Raw genomic sequence first — 24692 nt, forward strand, 5'->3', positions numbered from 1 at the left:
CCTGCAGAACGATTGCCTGGCAACGTATAGTGCAAATCACCAAAATTGCAATGTTCTTTGCACATTCTTCCGGTCGCACCCGCGTAGCATGTCTGCCAGCCATGGGAGAGGAACACGTGACAGAGCAGGCCGCCGACGGCTTCCAGGACTGGCTGCGCGAGCGGGCGCCCGAGCGCGGGCTGCGCCCCAAGGCGGCCGCGGTGCTGAGGATGCTCCTGTCGCAGCCGCGCCGGGCGTCGTTCGGCTCGGCCGCGGAGCTGGCCCAGCTCGCGGGCGTGAACGTGGCGACCGTGACCCGCACCGCGCAGGCGCTGGGCTTCGCCGGGTGGCCGGCGCTCCAGCAGGAGCTGCGCGCCCGCTACCTGTCCTCGCTGAGCGCGCCCCAGGTCGCGGCCGAGCACAGCGGCGAGGGCTCGCCCAGCTCCCGATCGCTCCGGCACGACCTGGACAGCCTCGCGCAGCTCAGCAGGCGCCTGGACGAGGAGGCGCTCCGTACCATCGCCGAGGCCGTCGCCGCCGCGGGGCGCACGGTGATCGTCGCGGACGGCAGCTACGCGGCGGTCGGCATCGCGCTCGCGCACAACGCCCGCCTGGCCGGCTACCCCGTCGCGGCGATCACCGGAGGCGACGCCGAGCTCGCGAACTCCGTCGCGGCGATCGGCCCGGGTGACGTGCTGATCGCCATCAGCTTCTGGCGGCTGTACGAGAGCACCGTGCTGGCGGCCAACGAGGCGCGGGCCCGCGGCGCCCGTGTCTTCGCCTTGACGGACGTGGCCGTCCCCGCCCTGGCGAACCCGGCCGAGGTGGTGGTGATGGTCCCGGCCGAGGGGGTGGCGTTCTTCCCGTCACTGACCGCCGGCATGGCCGTCGCGCAGGCGCTGGTCACGCAGCTCGCCACCGTGGATCCGGCCCGGACGAGCGCGTCCATCGAGAAGGCCGAGGGCATGTGGTCGAAGTTCGGCCTGCTGCACCGGCGCCCCGCCCCGCCCGCCCCCGGCGACGAACCCGGCTGACCGCCGTTACGTCACCGCCGCCTTGCGCGGCAGCAGCAGGAAGGCGCCCAGGTACAGCACGGCGGCCACGATGAGCAGGCCCTTGTAGCCGATCACCAGCGCCAGGTACTCCAGGCAGCCGCCCACCATGGCCCCCAGCAGGTTCGCGCCGAAGGACGTCGTGGCGTCCGCCGAGTCCGAGAACCGTTTGGCGAAGACCACGTTCGCCGCGAAGATCGGCAGGAACGCCACCGTCACCGCCGCCACCGCCCGCAGCGGGAGCGGCAGTGACAGCAGCCAGGTGTTGGGCACCAGCCAGGCCAGCAGCAGCCCGCCGAACAGCACCGCGTACATGACCGGCAGCGGCGGGGTGCGGAAGCGGCGGGTGATCTCGACCGCGGCCAGCACGGCGACCAGCACCCCGGCGAACACGATCGCGTTGACCACCCACGTCGTGCCGAACAGCAGCGCGAAGCCCGTCACGCTCTTGGTCTCCAGCAGCAGGAACGCCACCCCGAGCAGGAACAGGTCGGCGTACGGGCGCATCCGCCGGTAGGGGCCGGCGACGACGCGGACGGCGATCAGGCTGACCGCGAGGATCAGGCCGAGCGTGATGAGGTAGAGCGACGGGATGTCGCCGTCCTTCAGGTAGAGGAACGGCCGGTCGTCGCCGGTCGGCGGCGGGGTGCCGGCCGCGGCGCCCGCCCACTCCCCCGCGCACCGCTGCGCGGACGGCGTCGCGCCCGCCGTGATCACGGCCTGCTGGCCCGCCGTGCTGACCACGTCGACGCACGGCTTGTGCCCGAAGGCGCTCTGCACGGTCGAGGCGAGCCGGTCGACGAGCCAGCTCTCGCGGTAGTAGTTGTACATCGAGAAGGTCCCGGTGGGCTTCAGATGCGCGCGGGCGGCCCGCATGGCCTCCTCGGTGAACAGGTAGCTCTCCAGCCGCAGCGAGCTGGCCCCGGACACGAGCGTGAGCGAGTCGGGCAGGGCGAACAGGATCAGATCGTACTTGTCGCCGGTGCGTTCCAGGAAGGCGCGGCCGTCGGTGACGTGGGTGGTCACCCGGGGGTCGTCGTAGGGCCGGTCGGGATGCAGGGAGCCGCCCAGTTCGCGGAGCTTGGGGTCGATCTCGACGGCGTCGACGTGGGCGGCGCCCTTGGACAGGGCGATCGCCACGTCCGTGCCGCTGCCCGCGCCGACGATGAGCACGTTCTTGGGCGGCGTGCTCGCCCGCTCGTACGGCAGGCCGTACTGGCGCTCCCACTGCAGCCGGGCGGCGGCGGGCACGGCCTGCTGGTGCGGGATGCCGTTCACGGAGATGTCGGTGACGGGCACGCCGAGCTGCAGGAACTGCTTGTAGGTGACCTTGTAGTAGGGCGACCAGAACGCCCCGGCGGTCAGCGTCTCGGCCAGCAGCAGCCCCACGACCGCCAGCGACGGCACGGTGACGAGCCCGAGGTAGATGACCCGCGGCCGGGGCACCAGCAGCACCCCGTAGGCGATGGCCGCGACCAGCCCCCAGAACACCGGCGGCGCGCTCAGGAACGACAGCGCGGTGAAGAGCGCGATCCCCGAGAGGCTGCCGATCAGGTCATAGCGGTAGGCCTCCAGGCGGGGCAGCTCGGGAAAGCAGCGCCCGACCAGCTCGGCCGGGCCCATGAGCACGAGCGCGGCCGCGCCGAAGATCACCGGCAGGATCAGCCACGCGGGCGGTCCCGTGGTCGACAGGCTGGTCCAGTACAGGACGCCCTCGGTGTTGCGGTCGACGGTCACGGGGAAGGTCAGCACGACGAAGACCAGGCCGAACAGGATGACCGGCGAATAGTACGGCTGCCGCCGCGCCCGCCCCACGCGCAGGAACCCCAGGCCGATGCCGAGGAACGAGCCGAGCAGCACGAAATTCGTGAAATAGCTGAGATGCACGATGTTCGATCCGGTCCACCGGATCAGCGCCAGCTCCAGGAAGAGCATGAACGCGCTGGCGAGAATGAGCCTCGGTCGTACCGCCAGCCAGTGGCCACCGTCCTCGCCTGCGACCGTCTTCTGTGCCTGGAGCGTCATGCCGCCTCACGCTAGTGAACGAACGGGGATCAAGGAAGCCTGACGACGGGAATGAATATCGTCCCCTTGGCCCTTTTTACGGCATTTCAGCAGGTCAAAGCCTATGAGATGTGCTGGACACGCCCGGACAGATGAAGGAATCTTGGGAGGTTCAATTCCCTCCGAACATCCCGGTGGTGCCCCATGCGCGTTCTGATCCAGCTGCGCCCCTCCCCCGATCTGGTCACGGCCGTCGCCGATCCCGGCCAGACCGCCACCACTGCCGACGTCGCGGACGGCCTGCCCGGAGTCGAGCTCGACACCGCCTTCACGCCCGTGGCGCTGCCCCGGCCCGTCCCCGCGGCCGGCGGCGACCCGCTGTCGCTCAACCAGCCGCTGGACTTCTCCCTGGCCGCCGAGGACGCCTCGGTGCTGGTCCGCGGCACGATCTCGGACGACGAGCTGACGACCCGCGTGGCCCTCCTGCCCACCCTCCGGCCCGACGTCGTCGGCGTCTACTCCGATCCGGTCGTCGAGTCCTCGCTCACCTGCGGCGGCGACGCGCCGTTCGGCGACTGGCATGACGTCGAACGGCTGCTCAACGTCCCCGGGCTGCACGCCGAGGGACTCGACGGCACGGGGGTGACCCTGGCCGTGCTCGACACCGGCATCAACGCCGCCCACGTCGCCCGTCAGCTCGGCCGGGGCGTCACGCTCGACGCCCAGCGGAGCTGGAACCCCTCGGGCGTCGACGGCCGGCCGGGCGAGTTCGAGGTCGACCACGGCACGATGTGCGCCTTCGACACCCTCATCGGCGCGCCGCAGGCGTCGCTGATCGACATCCCGGTGCTGCGCTCCACCCGTCCGGGGGGCACGGCGCTCGACGGGCTGCTGTCCGACGCCGTGGCCGCGTTCGCGCACCTGCGCATCGTGCTCGCCATGCAGCCCGAGGCGTCGAGAGCGCTGGTGATCAACAGCTCGTGGGGGTCGTTCTCCCCTGAATGGGACTTCCCCGTCGGCCATCCGGGCAATTATTCGGACAACGCGGCGCACCCGTTCAACCTGATGGTCGCCAGCCTCGACAACGCGGGCGCCGACGTGCTGTTCGCGGCGGGCAACTGCGGGCGCGAGTGCAGGGACGGCCGGTGCGCCTACCCGAACCGGCCGATCGCCGGCGCGAACTCACATCCCCGGGTCCTGTCGATCGGCGGCGTCGACGTGAGCGGCAAACGGGTCGGCTACTCCTCGCAGGGACCGGGACGGCTGACCGCCCGCAAGCCCGACATCTGCGCCTACACCCACTTCTCCGGGTCCAAGGCGTTCGGCGATGCCGAGGCCGACTCGGGCACGTCGGCCGCGACCCCGGTCGCCGCCGGGCTGGTCGCGGCGATCCGTACGCTCTGGCCGGCCTCGCGGCTGCGGCCCGCGCAGCTGCGCGCCCTGCTCCGCCGTACGGGCGAGGACCGCAGCGAGGTGGGGTTCGACTACGACTACGGCTACGGGATCGTCGACACCGCCGGGATCATCGCCGCGCTCCAGCGCCGGGCCCGGGCGTGTCCTGACGCTTAGCGGATCGACACGTGTGGCGGCGAGCACGGCCGTGGCCGCGCCCGCCGCCGGCGCCTCAGGCGTTCTCCCGGTTGAACACCCGCGTCCCGATCGTGATGCTGACCAGGGCGAAGACCACGGTCACCGCGACGCCGAGGCCGACCGTGCCGGTGGTGTAGCGCCCGGCGAACAGCTCGCGCAGCGCCTCCAGGACGTAGCGGAACGGGCTGAGGTGCGAGAGCGCGTCCAGCCAGCCGGGCGCCATCGACATCGGCAGGAACGCGCCCGACAGCAGGACCAGCGGCACCACCACGGTGCTCATCACCGGCGCGAAGAGCTGGTCGTCGAGCGTCAGCGCGATCGCGTACGACAACGCCGCCAGGCTGAGCCCGAGCACGATCACCAGGACGAGTCCGGCCAGCACCCCGGCGGCCGGGGCGCGCAGACCGAAGGCGTAGCCGACCGCGACCAGCAGCACGGTCTGAAGGATGAGCGTGACCGCGTTGTTGAGCACCCGGCCGAGCAGCAGGGCCAGGCGGCTGGCCGGGGTGACGCGCATCCGCTCGAGCACGCCCGAGCGTTTCTCGAAGACCACCCCGAACCCGGCCATGCCCGTGCTCATCAGGCCGAGCTGGACGATCAGGCCGGGCACCAGCGTCTCCCAGGTGCCGATCGTGGCGAAGATCGGCCCGAACAGGACGAGGAAGAGCAGCGGCTGGATGACCCCGAAAATGAGGCTGACCTTCTGCCGCAGCGTGATGCGGAGATGGTGGTGGAACAGCAGACAGGTGTCGCGCAGCATCAGACGCCCGCCTCCTCGCGCAGGGACCTGCCGGTGATGTCCAGGAACACGTCGTCGAGCGTGCGCCCGCCGGTCTTGAGCTCGGCCGGGGTGCCCTCGGCCACGATGCGGCCGTGGTCGATGATCAGCAGCCGGTCGCACAGGGCGTCGGCCTCGTCGAGGTAGTGCGTGGTCAGGAAGACCGTCACGCCGTGCTCGGCGCGCAGCGCCCGGATGTGGTCCCACAGGTTGGCCCGGCTCTGCGGGTCGAGCCCGGTCGTGGGCTCGTCCAGGAAGAGCAGCGCAGGCCGGTGCGGCAGGGCGAACGCGATGTCGAAGCGGCGGCGCTGACCGCCTGACAGGGCGGCCCCCGGCCGCGCCTCCAGGCCCTCCAGGTCGAGCTGGGCCAGCACCTCGATCACCCGGGCTCTGGCCTCGGCGCGGGGCAGGCCGTACAGCATGGCCTGGAGTTCGAGTTCCTCGCCCAGCGGCGCGGCCGGGTTGATCCCGCCGCCCTGCGACACGTAGCCGATGCGGCGCCGCACCTCGCGGGCGTCGGCCGCCAGGTCATGGCCCGCCACCGTGGCGGTGCCCGACGTGGGCCGGAGCAGTGTGGTCAGCATGCGCATGGTCGTGGTCTTGCCGGCGCCGTTCGGGCCGAGGAAGCCGACGATCTCACCTGGCCCCACCGAGATGTCCACGCCTTTGACGGCCTCGACGCCGCCTTCGAAGGTCTTGCTCAGACCTGCGGTTCTGATCATTTTCATCGCCTCCAAAAATAGAGTAGCCACAATTTTGGTGTGACTGCAATATTGGTAGCATAGAGGCATGGAAGAGGGGCTGCGCGAGCGGAAGAAGCGTGAGACCAGGCAGCGCATCGCCGACGTGGCGATGGGGCTGTTCATGATCCACGGGTTCGACAACGTCACCGTCGCGCAGGTGGCGCGGGCCGCCGACGTGTCGGTCAACACGGTGTTCAACTACTTCGGCACCAAGGAGGACCTGTTCGCCGACCGGCAGAACGAGGTGGTGGACCTGTCGAGCAGGGTGGTGCGCGAGCGGCGGCCCGGCGAGAGCATCGTGGCCGCCTTCCGGCGCGACTTCATCGACGCGCTGGAGACCGGCGACTGGCGGTACGGGATGGGCGAGGGCGCCGAGGTGTTCGGCCGGGTGGTCGAGGAGAGCCCGGCGCTGATCGCCAGGATGCGCGAGGTGGAGCACCTGTCCGGCGCCAACCTGGCGGCCGTCATCGCTGAGGAGACCGGCGCCGGGCCCGACGACCTCACTCCGCAGCTCGTGGCTGACCAGATCCTGAGCACGACGCGACTGCTGGCCCGGCACGCGATACGGCGCAAGATGGCGGGCGAGCAGTGGCCGGAGATCTGGACGGACGTGCGCGCGCAGGCGGCGGGGGCGTTCGACCTGCTGGAGTCGGGGATCGGCGGCTACGGCCGCCGATCGCTAGTGGCTGAGACTGCTCAGGAGGGCGAAGCCGCCGAAGAGCACGATGAAGCCGAGCGTCCCTAGGAACAGGCAGGTGCTGACGATGCCGCAGACGCGTCCGGCCTGCACCATGCCGCGGTTCTCGTAGACGTAGCCGCTGGCGTCGATCTCGCGCAGCGCCTTGTTGCCCATCGACCAGGCGAACGGACCGAGGATCGAGCAGATGACCAGGCTGAGGATGCCCATCACCAGGATCGAGGTGCCGTTGGGGTGCGTCTGAGGTGGCGGCCCGTAATAGGAGGGACCGTAGTTGGGATAGGACATCAGTGCTCGCCCCCGCTTATCGTTTCAGCCGCTTTTTATACCACAGGCCGGCCCTGGGTCGCAGTTGACCAAACGCTTGCTACACTCGCCGCATGCTCCGGGTTCTGAGGCTCTTCCTACAACGGCTGGCGGCGGCCGAGTGGTTCATGAGAGCCGGCCCCAAGTTCATGCCGCAGCTCGATCGGACCGTGCACCGGCTCACCCGGGGACGACTGCTCAGCAACAACCCGGTCATCCCCACGCTGGTCCTGGTCACCACGGGCGCCAAGTCCGGCCTGCCGCGCAGCTCGCCGCTCGCCTGCCTGCCCGAGCCCGACGGCACCCTCCTGGTGGTGGGCAGCAACTTCGGCCAGGCACACCACCCGGCGTGGAGCGGCAACCTGCTCAAGACGCCCACGGCCACGGTGAGCTTCAGGGGCCACGAGTTCCCCGTCACCGCCGCACTGCTGACGGGCGCCGAGCGGGAGGCCGCGTGGCCGTCCCTGATCGAGCGGTGGCCGCTCTTCGACCGCTACACGGAGAAGTCCGGACGGGAGCTGCGGGTCTTCCGCCTGACGCCGGCGCGCTGATCAGCCTGCGTCATCATGGTGGGGCAACTTTTCCATCTTGAGGAGCCCCTGCCCGTGCGTGAACGCACCCGAGCCTTCATTGAGCACCCCCGCTTCCAGCAGTTCATCGTCGGCGTCATCGTGCTCAACGCGGCCACACTCGGCCTCGAAACCGTGCCCGCCGTGGTCGAGCACTACGGTCACCTGCTGACCGCGGTCGATCATGTGGCGCTCTACGTCTTCGTGGCCGAACTGCTCGCGAAGATCTACGTCGAGCGGTCGCGCTTCCTGCGCGATCCGTGGAACATCTTCGACACCGTCATCGTGGGGGTCGCCCTGGCCCCCTTCGCGGGCGGCCTGTCGGTCCTGCGCTCGCTGCGCATCCTGCGGGCGCTGCGCCTGCTGTCGGTGGTGCCCAGCCTGCGCCGGGTCGTCTCGGCCCTGCTGCGCGCGATGCCCGGCATGAGCTCGATCGTGCTGCTGCTCTCCCTGGTCCTGTACGTGGCCGCCGTCATGGCCACCAAGTTGTACGGGGACACGGCGCCGACCCGCTTCGGCAGCCTGCCCACCTCGCTGTTCACCCTCTACCAGACGATGACGGGCGACGACTGGGGCAACATCGCGAGAGAGGTGATGCGGAACCACCCCAGCGCCTGGGTCTTCTTCACGATCTTCATCCTGGTCTGCACGTTCGTCGTGCTCAACCTGTTCATGGCCGTCGTGGTGAGCGCGATGGACGAGGAGTCGGCCGCCGAGCGCGCGGAGCAGCAGGACGACAACGCGGGCTCGACCGAGCTGATCCTGGCCGAGCTGACGGCGCTCCGCAAAGAGATCGCCGAGCTGCGCGAGCAGAGGGTGCTCGACTAGGCGGGCTGCCCGGCGGCCGCCTTGGGCTTGTAGGCCACCCGCCAGAGGGTGACGGTCAGCAGCAGCGCCACCACGCTCCACGCAGGCACCAGCCCCGCGAGCCCGGCGATCGCCGGCGGCAGCACGATCGAGGGTACGGCCCAGCCCCAGATCCAGCGGCGCCCGGCGCCGCTGGCCAGGCCGAGCACGGTGGAGGCGGCGAAGTAGACGGCCAGGCCGCCGCACAGCACCCACTGGACGCCGCCGTGCAGGTGCTCGGCGGGCTTGGCGGCCACCGCGCCGAGCCCCGCCGCCGTCGCGATGATGCCCGCCGTCATGGCGTAGTGCGCGGGCAGCGCGACGAACGGCTTGAGCCCCCGCTCGTGGATCTCGGGCACGGCGCTCAGGCCGTACTGGAGGGTGAGCCACCACAGCGACACGATGAGCCCGAACCCGGCCACGGCGGCCAGGCCGAGGTACCGGTCCCAGCTGAGCCCCGAGGAGGCCATCACGACCTGCATGACCGCCTCGCCCAGCACGATGATGACGAACAGCCCGAGCCGCTCGCCCAGGTGCCCGGGGTCGAGCACGGCGGCCTTCGGGTCCTCCAGATAGCGCGCCTCCAGGAGGCGCCCGGCCCTGGCGGCCCGGCGCAGCTCGCGCGCCCTGAGCCGCTCCGCCTGCGCCTTGAGCTCGTTGACCAGGCGTTCCGGCCGCCGGCTCTGCGCGATGGAGAAGACGATGTCGAGCGCGATGCCGATGCCCCACAGGTAGTAGCGCCACTCGTCCTGCATCCCGAGCGAGGCGATCCAGGGCGTGAGGCCCGCGCCGAGCTGGGCCGCGGGCCAGGAGGTCATCACCGTGCCGGCCGCCTGGATCGACCGGGAGGCGCTGATCCGGCAGGTGACGTAGGCGGCGATGAACCACTGGTCGTGGGTGCCGACACCGGGGATCGCGTGCGCGACGTCGGGGGCCGCCGCCGCCATGACCGCGATGCCGAACATCCCGATCAGCATGCTGCGCAGGTGCGTCTTCTCGGCGCGGACGTTCGAGTAGAGCGTCAGGGACGTCCAGATGCTCCACACCGCGTAGTAGAGGATGGCGAATAACGCCACGTCGCCCCAGGTCGGATGCTGGAGGCGGTGCGCCAGCTGCGCGACCGCCACCACCACGACGAGGTCGAAGAACAATTCCAGCCAGCTGGCGTGCCGCTCACCCGCATCACTCACGGCTAACGAGAATAGAACTCCACGACCAGCTGCTCGTCCACCGGGACGATGATCTGCTCGCGCAGGGGCCTGCTGACCAGCGTGAACCGCAGATCAGAGTGGTCGACGGAGAGATAGGGCGCGATCCGCTCGTCGGCGTGCACGCCCTCCTTGGCGGCCACGAACGGCTGCATCCCGCGCGAGCGCTGCCGCACGCTGACGACCTGGCCGGGCTTGACCAGATAGCTCGGGATGTCGACCTTGCGACCGTCGACGGCGATGTGGCCGTGGTTGACGTACTGCCTGGCCGCGTAGATCGACGGCGCCAGCCCGGCGCGCAGCACCAGGGAGGCCAGGCGGCTCTCCAGCAGCGTGACCAGCTCGGCGCCCGACGCGCCCGGCTTGCGCAGGGCGAGGTCCCAGTAGCGGCGCAGCTGCCGCTCCGACACGTCGTAGTACCAGCGCAGCTTCTGCTTCTCCAGCAGCCGCAGCCCGTAGTCGCCGGTGGTGCGGCGGTTGGTCTTGCGGCCGTGCTCGCCCGGCGGGTAGGGGCGCTGCTCGAAATAGCGGACGGCCTTCTTGGTCAGCGGGACGCCCGCGCGACGTGACAGTCGCACCTTCGGACCGGTGTAGCGCACGTTCACCTCATGTGGTTAGGTAGTCCTTACTTAGGCAAGGCTAACCTACTGCTAGCTGTGATCTCAAGGAGGCGCCATGCTCACGATCCCCGAGCGGATCCGCACCCTCGCCGCGTCGGCGAGCGTCGCCCGGCTGTCCGTCGACGGCACCCCCTCGCCCGCCCGCGGCGGGGTCGACGAGCGTGGCCGCCCGGTGCTGCTGGTGCGGCCGGGTGAGACGCTGCACGGGCTGCGCGACGACGCCGTCGTGGCGGTGAACCTGACCGCCATGCGCGTGCTCGGCAAGGTGGAGCATCCCCGCGGGCTGATCGAGGTGCAGGGGTGGGCGCAGGCCGTACCCGAGAGTGACGCGCGCGGGGCCGCCGTCGCGGTCGCGGCGCACACGGCCGACGAGGCCCTGTTCGACGCGCTGGAGAGGTACGGCCGGCCGGACGCGCCCCGGCTGCTGCGGCTCGACATCGGCCAGGTGGTGTACCTGACCGGGCGCGACTCCGGGGTGCTGGACGCCGACGACTACCTCGAAGCCGCCCCCGATCCGCTGGCCGCCACCGCCGAGCGCGTGCTGGCCCACATCAACGACTCGCACCGGGCCCAGCTCGCGGGCGGGGTGTCCAAGGCCCTGGGCGAGGACGCCGGTGACGTGTGGCTGTGGGAGCTGGACCGCTACGGCGCGACAGTCCGCGTGGACGACCAGCTCCTGCGCTTCCCCTGGCCGACGCCCGCGCACACCGCGCTCTGCCTGGAGACCGCGCTGCGCGGCCTGCTGTGCGCGTGCTGATCGTCACGGATCCGGACGCCACGGGAACTTGATCACGATTCGCTGGGAGTCACCCGGGACCGGGCGCCGGATCACTATCATCGGCGCCTGTGGATCATACGGAGCGGCGCAGGCGGATTCTGATGGTCGCCGGATTACTGGCCGGCTGCCTGATGCTGGCCATCGCGGCGATCCTGGTCGGCGGCGCCTTCACCGGCACGCAGCTCACTCTGGCCGGCCTGCCCGACCACGGCCACCCGGGCCCGCGCGGGCGCGAGCCGGGGGTGATCGAGTCGAAGCTGGCCCGCTACCGCGTCCCGGTCACGCGTCCGGTCCGCACCACGCAGCCCTCCGCGGAGCCCGCGCCGACTCTCCACGCCAGGAAGACCGTCAAGGCCACGCCGACGGCCACCCCCACCTCCTCCCGGCCCACCGGCACCCGCGTGAGCCCCAGCAGCGGCCTGTCACCGGCTCCGTCGCCCCATCGCGGCGCCAGGCCCACCCCGGGACCCGTACTGTCCGAGGCGGCCACGGGGCGCACTCCGACGCCGAGCAGCACTCCCCAGAGCCAGAGCCCGCCGCCGCGCAAGACGAGGAAACCCTGGCCCGGCAAGCGCCCTTGACGCCCTCGTCGTCCAAGCCGCGGCAGTTTCGTCCGGCGCTGACCGTCAGGAGCTGATCTTGAGGCGGGTGGTCATGCTGTCGTCGACGGCGTCGGGCGAGAGCACGTGGTCGAGGACCATGACCGCGCACCCGCTGATGCCCGCCCCGGCCCCCAGCCTGCTGGGCTCGATGCGAAGCCGGCGGGTGGCCAGCGCGGTGGAGCGGCGGTAGACGACCTCGCGGATGCTCGACACCAGCGGCCCGAACGCCTCGGCCACGTCGCCGCCGAGCACCAGGACCGCCGGGTTGAGGATGTTGACGGCGCTGGCCAGGACCTCGCCGATCCGGCGGCCCGCCTCGCGGACGATCGCCATCGTCTCGGCGTCTCCGGCGCGCACCAGGGTGGTCACGTCGGCGATGGTCTTGACGTCCTTGCCCGCGGCCCGCAGGTCGCGCAGCAGCGCGGTGCCGCTGGCGACGGAGTCGACGCAGTCGGTGTTGCCGCAGCGGCAGAGCACGCCGCCGCCCTCGCGTACCGGGATGTGCCCGATCTCGCCCGCCGCGCCGAGCGCGCCCCGCAGGATCTCACCGCCCGCGATGACGCCCGCGCCGATCCGGGTGGACACCTTGACGAACATCAGGTCGCCGAGCTCGGGGTAGGCGCCCCGGTGCTCGCCGATGGCCAGCAGGTTGACGTCGTTGTCGATCAGTACGGGCACCGGGAAGCGCTCGTGGACCAGCGGCGGGATCACCACGCCCGTCCACGAGGCCATCACCCTGGCGCTCTCCGTGCGTCCCTGCGCGAACTCGACCGTGGCGGGCACGCCCATGCCCACACCACGCAGCAGCGAGCGCGGCCGGTCGCCGAGCAGCTCGTCCCAGGTGTCCATGACGAGCGGCAGCACCACGTCGGGGCCCTGCTCGACGTCGATGGCGAAGTCGCGGCCCACCAGCTCACGGCCCGCGAGGTCGCAGACCGCCACCCGCGTACGACTGGCGCCCAGGGCGGCCACGAGCACCACGCCGCCTGAGGCGTTGAACTCCAGCCGGACCGGCGGCCGGCCACCGGTGGACGGCGCGTCGGCCCGCTCCACGACCAGGCCGCGGTCGAGCAGCTCGCCGACGCGCAGTTGCACCGCGGGTCGGGACAGGCCGGTCACCCGGCCGAGGTCCGCCCGTGTCACCGCCTCACCGGTGCGGATGAGGCGGAGCACCTCGCCACTCGTGGCAAGGGTCGCGGCGGTACGTCGAGGCATCCGCCAAGTGAATCACAGGAGGTTAGGTAATGAAAAGTCATGACTTTTGCATCTCAAATAGCAAAACTACGCTTGCATAGGTACGCAACTCTGGCTAGTGTCCGTTCTGTCCCTGCTTGGTTGATCATCGGAGTTCCCAGCCGTGTCCCCCACCTCAGCTCCCACCGCCGCTTACACCGCTGACCTCGTCGTCTTCGGCGGAACCGGCGACCTGTCCATGCGCAAACTGCTCCCGGCGCTGTACCACAGCGACGTGGAGGGCCGCCTCTCCCCCGAGACGCGGATCATCGCCATGTCCAGGGGCGGGCTGACCGACGAGGACTTCCGCGGCAAGGTGGACGCCGAGGTACGCGACCAGGTCCCGGCCGACCCGGGCGCGTGGCAGCGCTTCCTCGGCCGCCTGCACCACGTGTCCGTCGACGTGGGCGGCGAGAACCGGTCCGGCTGGAGCGCGCTGACCGCGCTGCTGGGCGGGCACGAGCAGCGCGACCGGGTGTTCTACCTGGCCAGCCCGCCGATGACGTTCGGCCCGTTCTGCCGCGAGCTGGACAAGGCCGGCCTGGTGACGCCGAGTTCCCGGGTGGTGCTGGAGAAGCCGCTCGGCCGCGACCTGGCCAGCGCGCAGCGGATCAACGAGGAGGTCGGCGCCATCTTCGACGAGGCGCAGATCTTCCGTATCGACCATTACCTGGGCAAGGAGACCGTGCAGAACCTGCTCGTGCTCCGCTTCGCCAATGCCTTCCTTGAGCCGATCTGGAACTCCCTCTGGATCGACCACGTGCAGATCACCGCCGCCGAGACCGTCGGCACCCCCGGCCGGCGCGGCTACTACGACCAGGCCGGCGCGCTGCGCGACATGGTGCAGAACCACCTGCTCCAGCTCCTCTGCATGACCGCGATGGAGCCGCCGGCCCGCAACGACCGCGAGGCGATCCGCGACGAGAAGGTGAAGGTGCTCCAGGCGCTGCGGCCCATCACCGGCACCGAGGTCGACCGCTTCACCGTGCGCGGCCAGTACACCGAGGCGGACGGGATGCCCGGTTACCTGGACGAGCCCGGCTCCACCGCGCCCACCGAGGCCTCGCGCCGGGTGGAGACGTTCACCGCGATCCGCGCCGAGGTCAAGAACTGGCGGTGGGCCGGGGTGCCGTTCTACCTGCGCACCGGCAAGCGGCTGCCGCGCCGGGCGTCGGAGATCGTGGTGCAGTTCAAGGACGTGCCGCACTCCATTTTCCCGGGTGGCTCGCCGAACCGCCTCGTCCTGCGGTTGCAGCCGGAAGAGGGCATCGAGCTGCACATCATGGCCAAGGAGCCGGGAGCGGGCGAGGTGGCGCTGAAGCCGGTGCCGCTGAGCCTCAGCTTCGGCAAGACGTTCACCACGCGCGTACCCGAGGCCTACGAACGGCTGCTCACGGACGTGCTGGCGGGCAACCCGACGCTGTTCATGCGGCGTGACGAGGTGGCCGCCGCCTGGCAGTGGATCGACCCGATCCTGGCCTCCTGGGAGTCGTCGGCCGAGCTGCCCGAGCCCTACCCCGCCGGGTCCACCGGCCCCGCGGGCGCCCACGAACTGCTCGCCCGCAGCGGGCGCGTGTGGCACGAAGAGGACCAGGCGTGAGCGAGCGCCCCACCGAACACCGCGATTCTGGGTTTGAGGACCCGACGAAGGAGGGTCTGTGAACCCCGTCATCCAGGAGATCACCGACAGGATCACCGAACGCAGCCAGGCCAGCCGCGCCGTCTACCTGGCGCGGATCCGGCGCGACGGGGAGGCCGCCCGCGCCAAGGGCCCGGCGCGCGCGCACCTCGGCTGCGCGAACCTGGCCCACGGCTTCGCCGCCGCGCCCGCCGCCGACAAGCCCCTCCTGATGGGTACGGCCAAGCCCGGCGTGGCGATCGTGACCAGCTACAACGACATGCTCTCCGCCCACCAGCCGTACGAGACCTACCCGGCCGAGCTGAAGGCGGCGGTGCGCGCGGCCGGCGGCGTCGCGCAGGTGGCGGGCGGCGTGCCCGCGATGTGCGACGGCATCACGCAGGGCCGCGCCGGCATGGAGCTGTCGCTCTACAGCCGCGACGTGATCGCCATGGCGGCCGCGATCGCGCTGTCGCATGACATGTTCGACGCGTCGCTGCTGCTGGGCGTCTGCGACAAGATCGTGCCGGGCCTGCTGATCGGGGCGCTGCACTTCGGGCACCTGCCCGCGATCTTCGTGCCCGCCGGCCCGATGACCTCGGGACTGCCGAACAAGGTCAAGGCACGCACCCGGCAGCTCTTCGCCGAGGGCAAGGTGGGCCGCGACGAGCTGCTCGACGCCGAGGCCAAGTCGTACCACTCCCCCGGCACCTGCACCTTCTACGGCACCGCCAACTCCAACCAGGCGCTGATGGAGGTCATGGGGCTGCATCTGCCCGGCTCGACGTTCGTCAACCCGCACACCGAGCTGCGGCACGCGCTGACCGAGGCGGCCGGGCGCCGCGCGGTGGAGATCACCGCGCACGGCCCCGAGTACACCCCGGTCGGCGAACTGGTCGACGAGAAGTCGATCGTGAACGCCTGCGTGGCGCTGCTGGCCACCGGCGGCTCCACCAACCACACGCTGCACCTGGTCGCCATGGCCGCCGCCGCGGGCATCGTGCTCACCTGGGACGACCTGGCCTGCCTGTCGAAGGCCGTGCCGTCGCTGACCAAGATCTACCCGAACGGCCAGGCGGACGTGAACCACTTCCGCGACGCCGGCGGCATGCAGGTGCTCATCGGCGACCTGCTGGACGAGGGTCTGCTGCACGCCGACGTGCTGACCGTGGCGGGGCGCGGCCTCGACCACTACCGTTCGGCTCCGACGCTGGCCGACGGGAAGCTGACCTGGTCGGAGCTGTCCGACGGCAGCGCCGACCTCGACGTGCTGCGGCCGGTGGCCGCGCCGTTCGCCGCCGACGGCGGCATCCACATGCTCGAGGGCAACCTGGGCCGGGCCGTCAGCAAGGTGTCGGCGGTCAAGGCCGAGCACCTGGTGATCGAGGCTCCGGCCAAGGTGTTCGACGACCAGCTCGACCTGCTGCGCGCGTTCGAGGCGGGCGAGCTGGACGGGCAGGACTTCGTGGCGGTCATCCGCTACCAGGGGCCGAGCGCCAACGGCATGCCCGAGCTGCACAAGCTCACGCCGCCGCTGGCCGTGCTGCTCGATCGGGGGCAGCGGGTGGCGATCGTGACCGACGGCCGCATGTCCGGCGCGTCCGGCAAGGTGCCCGCGGCCATCCACCTGTCGCCCGAGGCGGCGGACGGGGGGCCGATCGCGCTGGTCCGCGAGGGCGACGTGATCAGGCTCGACTCGGCGGCGGGGACGCTGGAAGTGCTGGTCCCGGCCGAGGAACTGGCCCGGCGCACGCCCGGCGGCCGGCCGCTGAGCGACGCGCAGTGGGTGGGGACGGGGCGCGAGCTGTTCGCGACGTTCCGCCGCATGGCGGGGCACGCGGAGCAGGGCGCGGGGATCTTCGGCATCAGCGGCGCCGAGTCCCCGGACCACGGCCCCGGCCTGGGCTTCCCCGCCGAGGCGGGCGCCTCCCACCTGGAGTCCGGCACCCCGCTCGGCCAGCCCGCGGGCGTCGCGGGATGACCGCGTTCCAGACGCCGTATGAGCACACCGCACGACACGTTCCACACGCCGCGTTCCGCTCGTCGGACAGTGCGCCGTGAGCGCGTTCGATCTGCCGTGGCTGGTCGCCGACATCGGGGGTACCAACGCCCGGTTCGGGCTGGTCACCTCGCCGGGGGCGCGGCCGTCGCACGTCGCGGTCCTGGCGGGGGCCGACTACGACACCCTCCCGGAAGCCGTAGCCGCCTACCTCGCGGAACACGCGGGCGGAGTGCGGCCGGGGGCGGCGTGCCTGGCCGTGGCGGGGCCCGTCGACGGTGACCGCTACACGCTGACGAACTCGGCCTGGAGCGGCTCGGCGAGCGACCTCGGCCTGCCGTACGCGGTGCTGCTGAACGACTTCGAGGCGCTGGCCGTGTCGCTGCCTCATCTGGAGCCCGGCGACCTGGCGTCCCTGGGCGGCCCGGAACCCGCCCACGGCGTCAAGGCCGTGCTCGGCCCCGGCACCGGGCTCGGTGTCGCCGGGCTGGTGCCCGCCGACGGCGGCTGGACGCCGGTCCCCGGCGAGGGCGGGCACGTCACGGTGCCGGTGTTCGACGACCGGGAACGGGAGATCGTCCGCGCGCTCCACGCCGGGGGCCTGGACCACGTGGTGGCCGAGCACGTCCTGTCGGGACCGGGCCTGGTACGGCTGCACCGGGCGCTCGCCGAGGTCAACGGCGTCAATCCGCCCGGCCTGTCGGTCTCCGACATCGTGGCGCGGATGGACGACTCGCTGTGCGCGGAGACGGTCGAGGTGTTCTGCGGAATGCTGGGGAGTTTCGCCGGGAACGTGGCGCTGACCCTCGGTGCCAGGGGTGGCGTCTATCTCGGCGGCGGAGTGCTGCCCCGTATCGTGGAGCGTGTGCGTACCAGCGACTTCCGCGCCAGATTCGCCGACAACCCGGACATGGCCGGCTACCTGTCGGCCATCGCGACCACGCTCATCGTCGCCCCGCAACCGGCGCTGACGGGCGCCGCCGCCTGGCTGGCGCAGCGCGCGACAAGGGAGTTGGGGTCCGCGCGCGAGCGTATTGAGCTTCCCCCGATAGGCCAAAGATGAGGAGAGAACTTTCATGAGCCTGCTCGATCTCGCCCCCGTGATCCCGGTCGTGGTGATCGACGACGTGGAGACGGCCGTGCCGCTGGCGCGGGCGCTGGTCGCGGGCGGTCTGCCGGTCATCGAGGTGACCTTGCGTACGGCTGACGCGCTGGAGGCCATCGCCAGGATCGCCGCCGAGGTGCCGGAGGCCGTGGTCGGCGCCGGGACAATCCGGACTTCTGATGATATTGCGGCGTGTTTGACGGCTGGGGCGAAGTTCCTGGTATCGCCAGGGACGACGCTGGCGCTGGCCGACGCGATGGCGGCGAGCGGGCTCCCGTACCTGCCGGGCGCGGCTACCGCCACCGAGGTGATGGCGCTGGCCGAGCGGGGTCTGAAGGAGCTGAAGTTCTTCCCGGCCGAGCCCGCGGGCGGCGTACCGTACCTGAAGGCGCTGGCGGGACCGCTGCCGGACGTGCGGTTCTGTCCGACCGGCGGCATCAGGCCGGCCACCGCGCCCGACTACCTCGCGCTGCCGAACGTCGGCTGCGTCGGCGGCACCTGGCTGACCCCGGCCGACGCCCTGGCGGCGGGCGACTGGGGCCGCGTGGAGAAGCTCGCCGCCGAGGCGGCCGCCCTCCGCTAGCGGCGCCCCACCGAGGCCGCCGCCCACCGATGGCGGCGTCCTGCCGAGGCCGCCGATGGCGAGCGGCCGCCGCGCCCCATGCCCCCAACGCGTTCTATACGGCACCTATACAACCGCTGATCAGCCTGAGCCCGACTGGCTCATCGCGTTGCAGCGGAGGTAGACGGTGTTCAACAAACCTGGGGGGCTCATCGCGTTACCGCCCCTCGTCGCCCTGCTACTGACATCCAGTGCCGTGATATCGCTCCCGGCCGGGGCGGAGCCCGTCTCGGCCAAGGCGCCGGCTCCGGCCGCCGCCTGTCCCGACGAGATGCCGACCGAGATCTCCGCCCGCCTGGCCGCCCAGGTCTGCGGCAAGCGGATCAAGGCGACGTCGCTCACGTCCGAGACCGACGAGTACTTCCTCAATCCCAACGGCACCGTCACCCAGGACCACCGCTACCGCCCGGTCCGGGTGAAGCGGGGCGAGCAGTGGGTGGCGGCCGACTCGACACTGGTCGCGAACCCGGACGGGTCGGTCACGCCGAAGGCCGCCTCCCTCGCCTACAGCTTCTCGGGCGGCGGCGCGGGCCCACTGGTCACCGCCACCGAGAAGGGCACCGAGCTGAGCCTGGGCTCGCCCCTCGGCGCCCTGCCCAAGCCGGTGCTGAACGGCGCGAGCGCCACCTACCCCGAGGTGCTGCCCGGCGTCGACCTGGTGCTCACCGCCGATGTGGACGGGTTCGCCGAGAAGCTCGTCGTCAAGAGCCGCGAAGCCGCCGCCGATCCCAAGCTGAAGACGCTGAAGTTCGCCACCGCCCTGAAGCATGGCACCTCAAAAGCCGATAAATCCGGCAATGTCATGATCGTCGATGCCAAGGGCGAGCCGGTGTTCGCCTCCTCGGCACCCGAGATGTGGGACGCCGCCACCGAGACCGCCATGACGCGCAACCCCGCCACCCCGGCCATCGCCGCGCGGGCGGGCAAGCGCGCCAGGATGGACGTGAAGCTGTCCGGCCGCGCCATCGAGGTCGTCCCGGACGCCGCCCTGCTGGCCGATCCCGCCACGGTCTTCCCCGTGACGATCGACCCGAGTTTCACCGCCGCCAAGTCGGCCTGGACGTACGTCGACTCGGCGTACCCGACCAGCTCCTACTACAACTCCGGCAACGACGCCACGGCCGGCACCGCCGACTCCGGCGGTTACAAGCGGCGCTCGTTCTTCAACATGAGCCTGTCGGGGCTGGGCACGGGCAAGCACATCATCTCCGCGACCTTCAACATCAAGGAGACCTGGGCCTGGTCCTGCTCGGCCAGGAACGTCGAGCTGCACCGGACCGCCGCGGTGACCTCGTCCACCACGTGGAACAACCAGCCGGCCTCCAACCTGTCCATCGGCGCGAAGAACGTCGCCTACGGCTGGTCGTCCAGCGGCGCCGGCGGGGCTTCGTCCTGCCCCGCGGCCTGGATCGGCTGGGACGTGACCAGCGCCCTGCAGAGCATCGTGACCGCCGGCGGCACGTCCATCACGTTCATGGTGAAGGCGGGCAGCGAGACGGACAACTACTACTGGAAGCGGTTCGCGAACAACCCGAACGTCTCCATCACCTACAACACGATCCCGGCCACGCCGTCGAGCCTGGCGATCGCGCCCTGCACGACCTGCGCCAGCCCCGCGCTGGTGTCGTCCGCGCAGCCGACGCTGTCGGCCAAGGTCAGTGACACGGACGCGCAGGCGCAGCGGGCCGACTTCGAGGTGTGGACGCCCGACCACGCGACCAAGGTCACCGGCGGCTCCGTCTCGGGCGTCGCCTCCGGAGCCACGGCCTCGTGGAAGGTGGGTACGGCCCTGGCCAACACCACCTACCACTGGCGGGTCCGCTTCTACGACGCCACCGACTACAGCGCGTGGTCCAGCTGGTTCACCTTCACCGTGGACGCGGCCCCGCCGCCCGCCCCTGACGTCTCCTCCGCCGACTATCCCGAGGACGCGTGGGCGAAGGGCTCCGGCCAGGCGGGCCAGTTCACCATCACGCCGACCGGCACCGATGTGTCGGCCGTGGTCTGGTCCTTCGACGGCGCCGCCCAGCAGTCGGCCGCGAACTCCGGCACGCCGTACACGGTGAGCTGGACCCCGGCCGCCGACGGTCCGCACACGTTGCAGGCCTGGGTGAAGGACAAGGCGGGCAATCTGTCCGACGCCACGACCTACGCCTTCAACGTCGGCCGCTCGGCCGTCACCTCCCCGAAGGACGGCGGCTCGACCGCCCGCCGTACGGTGCTGACCGCCGAGGGCAGCAGCGGGCTGACCGCGGTCACGTTCGCCTACCGGCGCGGCGAGGCCGACGACTGGCACCAGGTTCCCGCCGCGGACGTGCGGAAGAAGGCCGACGGTTCGGCGATCACCTGGCCGGTGGCGATGGCCTCCGGTGTCTCCCCCGAGCTGCTCTGGGACGCCACCCACACGCTCACCGAGGACGGCGTGATCCAGATCAGGGCCGAGTTCACCGCCTCCTCGGGAACGGCCGCGTCCCAGCCCGTCGAGCTGATCGTCGACCGCGACGCGGAGGGCGCCTCCAGCCAGCCCGTCGGGCCGGGCTCGGTCAACGTGCTCACCGGTGACTTCAGGATGGCGGCCACCGACGCCAACGTGTTCGGTGTCGGGCTCATGCGCTCCTTCTCCTCGCGGGACCCGCGCAAGGGCTCCTCGCTGCCGGGGGTCGCGGCCATCTTCGGCACCGAGTGGACGCCGACCGGGCTCGCCCAGTCGGGGCAGGGCACCTTCGCCCAGCTCCGCCTCACCTCCCCCACCTCCGTCGAGCTCAGCGGCGAGGGCTCGTCGGTGGCGTTCACCAAGAACACCGACGGCTCCTTCGCCGCGCAGCCCGACGCCGCCAACCTGAAACTGACCTACGACGCGACGACCGACCGCTACACCCTGGCCGACACCAACTCCGCGGAGCGGACGGTCTTCGCCAAGGTGACCACCGACGCGACGGCCTACCTGGTCCGCGCCGTCTATCCGGCGAGCGGCAAGAGCAGCACGGCCTTCGTCTGGGAGTCGGTGACCGGCACCGACGGCAAGGCGCTGGCCAGGCCGCTCAAGATCATCGCTCCGTCCTGGTCGGTCGCCTCGCAGGGCGACTGCGACGTGGACACCCTCGCCGGGCTGCCCCAGGGCTGCCGGCTGATCAGGCTGACGTACGCCACCACGACGACCGCGGGCGCCCAGCTCGGCGACGTGGCCGGCCAGGTCAAGCAGATCAGCCTCTGGGAGGGCGGGGCGAGCGCGCCCCAGGGCCTGGCCGAGTACCGCTACGACGACCTGGGCCGCCTGCGCGAGCAGTGGAACCCCAACACCCCCGACATCAAGACCCGCTACGACTACGACCTCGGCGGCCGGGTGAACCGGTACTCCCCGCCCGGCGAGCTGCCGTGGACCTTCACCTACGGCAAGGCCGGCAACACCGACACCGCCGCCGACGGGATGCTGCTCAGCGCCTCCAGGCCGACGCTGCGCCCGGGGACACCGAGCGAGACGAACGGCACCGCGACCACCTCGGTGGTCTACGACGTCCCGACCGGCGGGGCCGGCGCGCCGTACACGCTGACCGAGGCCGCCACCGCGGCCTGGGGCCAGAGTGACGCGCCCACCGACGCGACCGCGATCTTCCCGGTCGACCAGGTGCCCGCCAACCACACCGGCCGCGGCGGCCTGGCCGCCTCCGACTACGGCCGCGCCACGATCACCTACCTCAACGCCTCGGGGCAGACGGTCGACCGTGTGGAGCCGGGCGGCGGCGTGTCCGTGAGCCAGTACGACGCGCAGGGCAACACCGTGCTCTCGCTCTCGGCGGGCAACCTGGCGCTGGCCATGGGCCAGGGCTCGTCGGCGGGCACCGACCTGGGCCGGCTCGGCCTGCTCAACACGCCGACGGCGGAGCGGGCCCGGCTGCTGGCCGAGCAGTCCGTCTACAGCGCCGACGGCCAGCGCATGGAGTCCGAACTGGGCCCGCTGCACCTGATCACGCTGAACGGCGCTCAGGTCGCCGCCAGGAAGCACACGGTCAACACCTTCGACGAGGGGCGGCCCGCGGACGCCAAGGTGGCGAACCTCACCACCACCGTGACCGTCGGCGCCTCGGTGCCCGGCAGCGCGGCCGACACCGACCTGAGGGTGAGCAAGACCACCTACGACTGGGCCACCGGCAAGAGCCTCAAGACCGTCCAGGACCCCGGCGGCCTGGCGATCACCAAGACGACCGGCTACGACTCCGAAGGCAGGGTGATCACCGCCACCATGCCGAAGTCGTCGGGCGACGACGCCGGCACCACCACCAGCGAGTACTACTCCGCCGACGGCTCGGGCACCTGCGGCGGCAAGGCCGAGTGGGCCGGGCTGCTGTGCCGCACCAAGTCGAAGACGGCCGTCTCCGACAGCGGCTCCAGGCCCGCCGAGTTGGTCACGAAGGTCTACACCTACGAGCCCGGCGGCCGGGTGACCGGGGTGACCGAGACCGCGAACGGGATCACCAGGACGACCACCACCACGTACAACGTCGCGGGCGAGATCGCGAAGGTCACGGTCACCGGCGGTGTGGGCACGGCCGTGCCCGAGGTGACCGCGATCTACGACTCGGCCGGGCGCGCGGTGCAGACCACCGCGTCCAACGGGACCGTGATCAAGCGCGAGTACGACGCGCTGGGCCGCCAGACGTCCTACACCGACGCCGACGGCGGCGTGACCCGGGTGGAGTACGACGCGCTCGACCGGGTGACCAAGAAGACCGACACCGCGCCGTCCACGGTGACCTACGTCTACGACACCACCGCCGACCCCAGGGGCGTGCTCACCTCGATGACCGACTCGGTCGCGGGCACGTTCACCGCCGCCTACAACGTGGACGGCTCCATCGTCCGCGAGAGCCTGCCCGGAGGCGTCTCCTACAGCCTCACCAGGGACCCGTCGGGCGCGCCGACCTCGCGCGTGTACCAGAACGCCGCCGGTGTGAAGCTGATCGACGACTCGGTGACCTGGTCGGTCCACGGCCAGCAGGTCACGCACAACGGGATGTCGGCTCAGAAGATCGCCTACGACAAGCTGGGCCGGATCGGCTCGGTGGACGACACCGTGAGCGGGGTCTGCGCGCGGCGGGCGTACGGGTACGACGCCAACTCCAACAGGACCTCGCTGACCAGCAGCGGCTGTGACGGTTCCGGGTCCGTCACCGAGAACCACGCCTACGACGGCGGGGACCGGCTGGCCGACCCGGGCTACACCTACGACGCCTACGGCCGCACCACGGCGACGCCCGCGGGGCTGACGGTGGACTACTACAACACCGACCTGGTCAAGTCGATGACCTCGGGCTCGGTGCGGCAGTCGTACACGCTCGACCCGCAACTCCGGCGCGACACCACCACGCTGGAGCAGCAGAGCGGCGGAGTCTGGAGCAGCGCCGGCAAGCGGGTCGAGCACTTCGACGCCGACGACGACACGCCGGCGTGGATCGTGGAGGACACCACCTCCGGAGCCATCACCAGGAACGTCCACTCCATCTCGGGCGGCCTGTCGGCGATCACGTCGGCGACCGGCGACGTCCGGCTGCAACTGACCAACCTGCACGACGACATCAACGTGGTGTACACGGTGGCCGGCGGCGTCCCGATGGCGCTGGACTTCGACGAGTTCGGCAACCCGCGCGCGGGGCAGCCCTCGACGAGGTACGGCTGGCACGGCGCGGCCGAGCGGGCCACCGACACCCCTGACGGCACCATCCTCATGGGCGTCCGGCTCTACCAGCCCAAGCTGGGGCGCTTCCTGCAGACCGATCCGGTGGACGGCGGCAGCGCGAACGCCTACGACTACGCCGCCCAGTCACCCACGTCGAACGCCGACCTGGACGGCAAGAAGTGGTACTGGTGCACGAACTTCTGGCACTTCGCCTTCAACCACTGCGGCGTCAACTACGCCTACTACCACGGCAGCTGGCGGTACGTGCACTGGAAGAAGACCCCGGCGGGCTGGTGGGTCCGCGGCGTGTACTACGACTACTGCACCAAGGCCCCCGACAAGCCGCTCGGGTACGACTTCCGGCAGGCGTGCATGATGCACGATTACGGCTACGCCCTGCGCAACATGGGATACGTCCACAGCAAGTACCAGGTGGACTACATCTTCTACTACGTCCTCTACTGGGGCGTCTGCTCCCATTACTTCTGGAAGGGAACCTGTAGGTCCATCGCGTACAACTACTTCCTCGCGGTGCTCGCCTTCGGCTGACGCCCAGGATCGGCACCGGCGGGAGCCTGGCTCCCGCCGGTGTCGGCGTTCCATGGGTTGACGGGCCAAGAACCATCGTGCACATTTAAGCGACTTTGATCTTCTTTGTGCACTTCAGTC

At 71.0% G+C, this 24692-nt stretch carries 19 protein-coding genes; 12 read left to right on the plus strand and 7 right to left on the minus strand.

Annotated elements, in window-relative coordinates:
* Positions 1-116: 116 nt before the first annotated feature.
* Positions 117-1013 carry a MurR/RpiR family transcriptional regulator gene (locus ACGFNP_RS06050; protein WP_393315376.1) on the plus strand — a complete coding sequence of 299 codons (897 nt, stop codon included), beginning with the start codon at positions 117-119 and terminating at the stop codon, positions 1011-1013.
* Positions 1014-1019: 6 nt separating this feature from the next.
* Here ACGFNP_RS06050 and ACGFNP_RS06055 read toward each other — a convergent pair whose 3' ends face one another.
* A complete protein-coding gene (locus ACGFNP_RS06055) occupies positions 1020-3056 on the minus strand; it encodes a spermidine synthase (protein ID WP_358326867.1) in 2037 nt (678 codons plus the stop codon).
* A gap of 183 nt (positions 3057-3239) precedes the next feature.
* Here ACGFNP_RS06055 and ACGFNP_RS06060 point away from each other — a divergent pair, with 183 nt between their 5' ends.
* Complete coding sequence (locus ACGFNP_RS06060; RefSeq protein WP_358326865.1) at positions 3240-4604, plus strand: S8 family serine peptidase; 1365 nt, start codon at positions 3240-3242, stop codon at positions 4602-4604.
* A gap of 55 nt (positions 4605-4659) precedes the next feature.
* Here the strand turns inward: ACGFNP_RS06060 and ACGFNP_RS06065 are convergent, their stop codons facing one another.
* Both ACGFNP_RS06065 and ACGFNP_RS06070 read right to left on the minus strand, forming a co-directional pair.
* Complete coding sequence (locus ACGFNP_RS06065) at positions 4660-5385, minus strand: ABC transporter permease (RefSeq protein WP_393315379.1); 726 nt, start codon at positions 5383-5385, stop codon at positions 4660-4662.
* Complete coding sequence (locus tag ACGFNP_RS06070) at positions 5385-6125, minus strand: ABC transporter ATP-binding protein (protein WP_393315382.1); 741 nt, start codon at positions 6123-6125, stop codon at positions 5385-5387. Before ACGFNP_RS06070 ends, ACGFNP_RS06065 begins: the two co-directional genes overlap by 1 nt.
* A 67-nt stretch (positions 6126-6192) precedes the next feature.
* Here ACGFNP_RS06070 and ACGFNP_RS06075 point away from each other — a divergent pair, with 67 nt between their 5' ends.
* Positions 6193-6891 carry a TetR/AcrR family transcriptional regulator gene (locus ACGFNP_RS06075; protein WP_358326859.1) on the plus strand — a complete coding sequence of 233 codons (699 nt, stop codon included), beginning with the start codon at positions 6193-6195 and terminating at the stop codon, positions 6889-6891.
* Here the strand turns inward: ACGFNP_RS06075 and ACGFNP_RS06080 are convergent.
* Positions 6826-7131, minus strand: coding sequence for a DUF4190 domain-containing protein (locus tag ACGFNP_RS06080; protein ID WP_358326857.1), 306 nt, complete (start codon positions 7129-7131; stop codon positions 6826-6828). The genes ACGFNP_RS06075 and ACGFNP_RS06080 overlap by 66 nt on opposite strands.
* 92 nt (positions 7132-7223) lie before the next feature.
* On the opposite strand from ACGFNP_RS06080, the gene ACGFNP_RS06085 reads away from it, so the two are divergent.
* Positions 7224-7700: a nitroreductase family deazaflavin-dependent oxidoreductase gene (locus ACGFNP_RS06085; protein WP_358326855.1), complete on the plus strand. Its 477-nt coding sequence runs from the start codon at positions 7224-7226 to the stop codon at positions 7698-7700.
* Between the two features lie 54 nt (positions 7701-7754).
* A complete protein-coding gene (locus ACGFNP_RS06090) occupies positions 7755-8546 on the plus strand; it encodes an ion transporter (protein WP_358326854.1) in 792 nt (263 codons plus the stop codon).
* Here the strand turns inward: ACGFNP_RS06090 and ACGFNP_RS06095 are convergent.
* Both ACGFNP_RS06095 and rpsD read right to left on the minus strand, forming a co-directional pair.
* A complete protein-coding gene (locus tag ACGFNP_RS06095; RefSeq protein WP_358326852.1) occupies positions 8543-9754 on the minus strand; it encodes a low temperature requirement protein A in 1212 nt (403 codons plus the stop codon). The two genes, ACGFNP_RS06090 and ACGFNP_RS06095, sit on opposite strands and share 4 nt — an antisense overlap.
* 2 nt (positions 9755-9756) lie before the next feature.
* The gene (gene rpsD / locus ACGFNP_RS06100; protein ID WP_358327083.1) at positions 9757-10371 is read right to left on the minus strand and encodes a 30S ribosomal protein S4; all 615 of its coding nucleotides are present in this window, start codon (positions 10369-10371) and stop codon (positions 9757-9759) included.
* A 76-nt stretch (positions 10372-10447) separates the two neighbouring features.
* Here rpsD and ACGFNP_RS06105 point away from each other — a divergent pair, with 76 nt between their 5' ends.
* Together ACGFNP_RS06105 and ACGFNP_RS06110 are read left to right on the plus strand one after the other, a co-directional pair.
* Positions 10448-11149, plus strand: a complete 702-nt coding sequence (locus tag ACGFNP_RS06105) for a DUF2470 domain-containing protein (protein WP_393315386.1) — start codon at positions 10448-10450, stop codon at positions 11147-11149.
* A gap of 89 nt (positions 11150-11238) precedes the next feature.
* Positions 11239-11751, plus strand: a complete 513-nt coding sequence (locus ACGFNP_RS06110; RefSeq protein ID WP_393315389.1) for a hypothetical protein — start codon at positions 11239-11241, stop codon at positions 11749-11751.
* Between the two features lie 45 nt (positions 11752-11796).
* On the opposite strand, the gene ACGFNP_RS06115 is transcribed toward ACGFNP_RS06110, so the two are convergent.
* The gene (locus tag ACGFNP_RS06115; protein ID WP_358326847.1) at positions 11797-12987 is read right to left on the minus strand and encodes an ROK family transcriptional regulator; all 1191 of its coding nucleotides are present in this window, start codon (positions 12985-12987) and stop codon (positions 11797-11799) included.
* Positions 12988-13129: 142 nt separating this feature from the next.
* Here ACGFNP_RS06115 and zwf point away from each other — a divergent pair, with 142 nt between their 5' ends.
* The 5 genes from zwf (at position 13130) to ACGFNP_RS06140 (ending at position 24572) form a co-directional block, all read left to right on the plus strand.
* Positions 13130-14605 (plus strand): glucose-6-phosphate dehydrogenase, encoded by a 1476-nt coding sequence (gene zwf / locus ACGFNP_RS06120; RefSeq protein ID WP_358326845.1) that lies wholly within the window; start codon positions 13130-13132, stop codon positions 14603-14605.
* 58 nt (positions 14606-14663) lie between these two features.
* Positions 14664-16604 (plus strand): phosphogluconate dehydratase, encoded by a 1941-nt coding sequence (gene edd / locus ACGFNP_RS06125; protein WP_358326843.1) that lies wholly within the window; start codon positions 14664-14666, stop codon positions 16602-16604.
* Between the two features lie 76 nt (positions 16605-16680).
* The gene (gene glk, locus ACGFNP_RS06130; protein ID WP_393315393.1) at positions 16681-17685 is read left to right on the plus strand and encodes a glucokinase; all 1005 of its coding nucleotides are present in this window, start codon (positions 16681-16683) and stop codon (positions 17683-17685) included.
* Positions 17686-17698: 13 nt separating this feature from the next.
* Positions 17699-18310 carry a bifunctional 4-hydroxy-2-oxoglutarate aldolase/2-dehydro-3-deoxy-phosphogluconate aldolase gene (gene eda, locus ACGFNP_RS06135; RefSeq protein WP_393315396.1) on the plus strand — a complete coding sequence of 204 codons (612 nt, stop codon included), beginning with the start codon at positions 17699-17701 and terminating at the stop codon, positions 18308-18310.
* A 235-nt stretch (positions 18311-18545) separates the two neighbouring features.
* Complete coding sequence (locus ACGFNP_RS06140; protein ID WP_393315399.1) at positions 18546-24572, plus strand: phospholipase A2; 6027 nt, start codon at positions 18546-18548, stop codon at positions 24570-24572.
* Positions 24573-24692 lie beyond the last annotated feature (120 nt).

The organism is Nonomuraea sp. NPDC049269, from assembly GCF_043197155.1.
In the GTDB taxonomy this organism is placed as follows: Bacteria; Actinomycetota; Actinomycetes; order Streptosporangiales; family Streptosporangiaceae; genus Nonomuraea.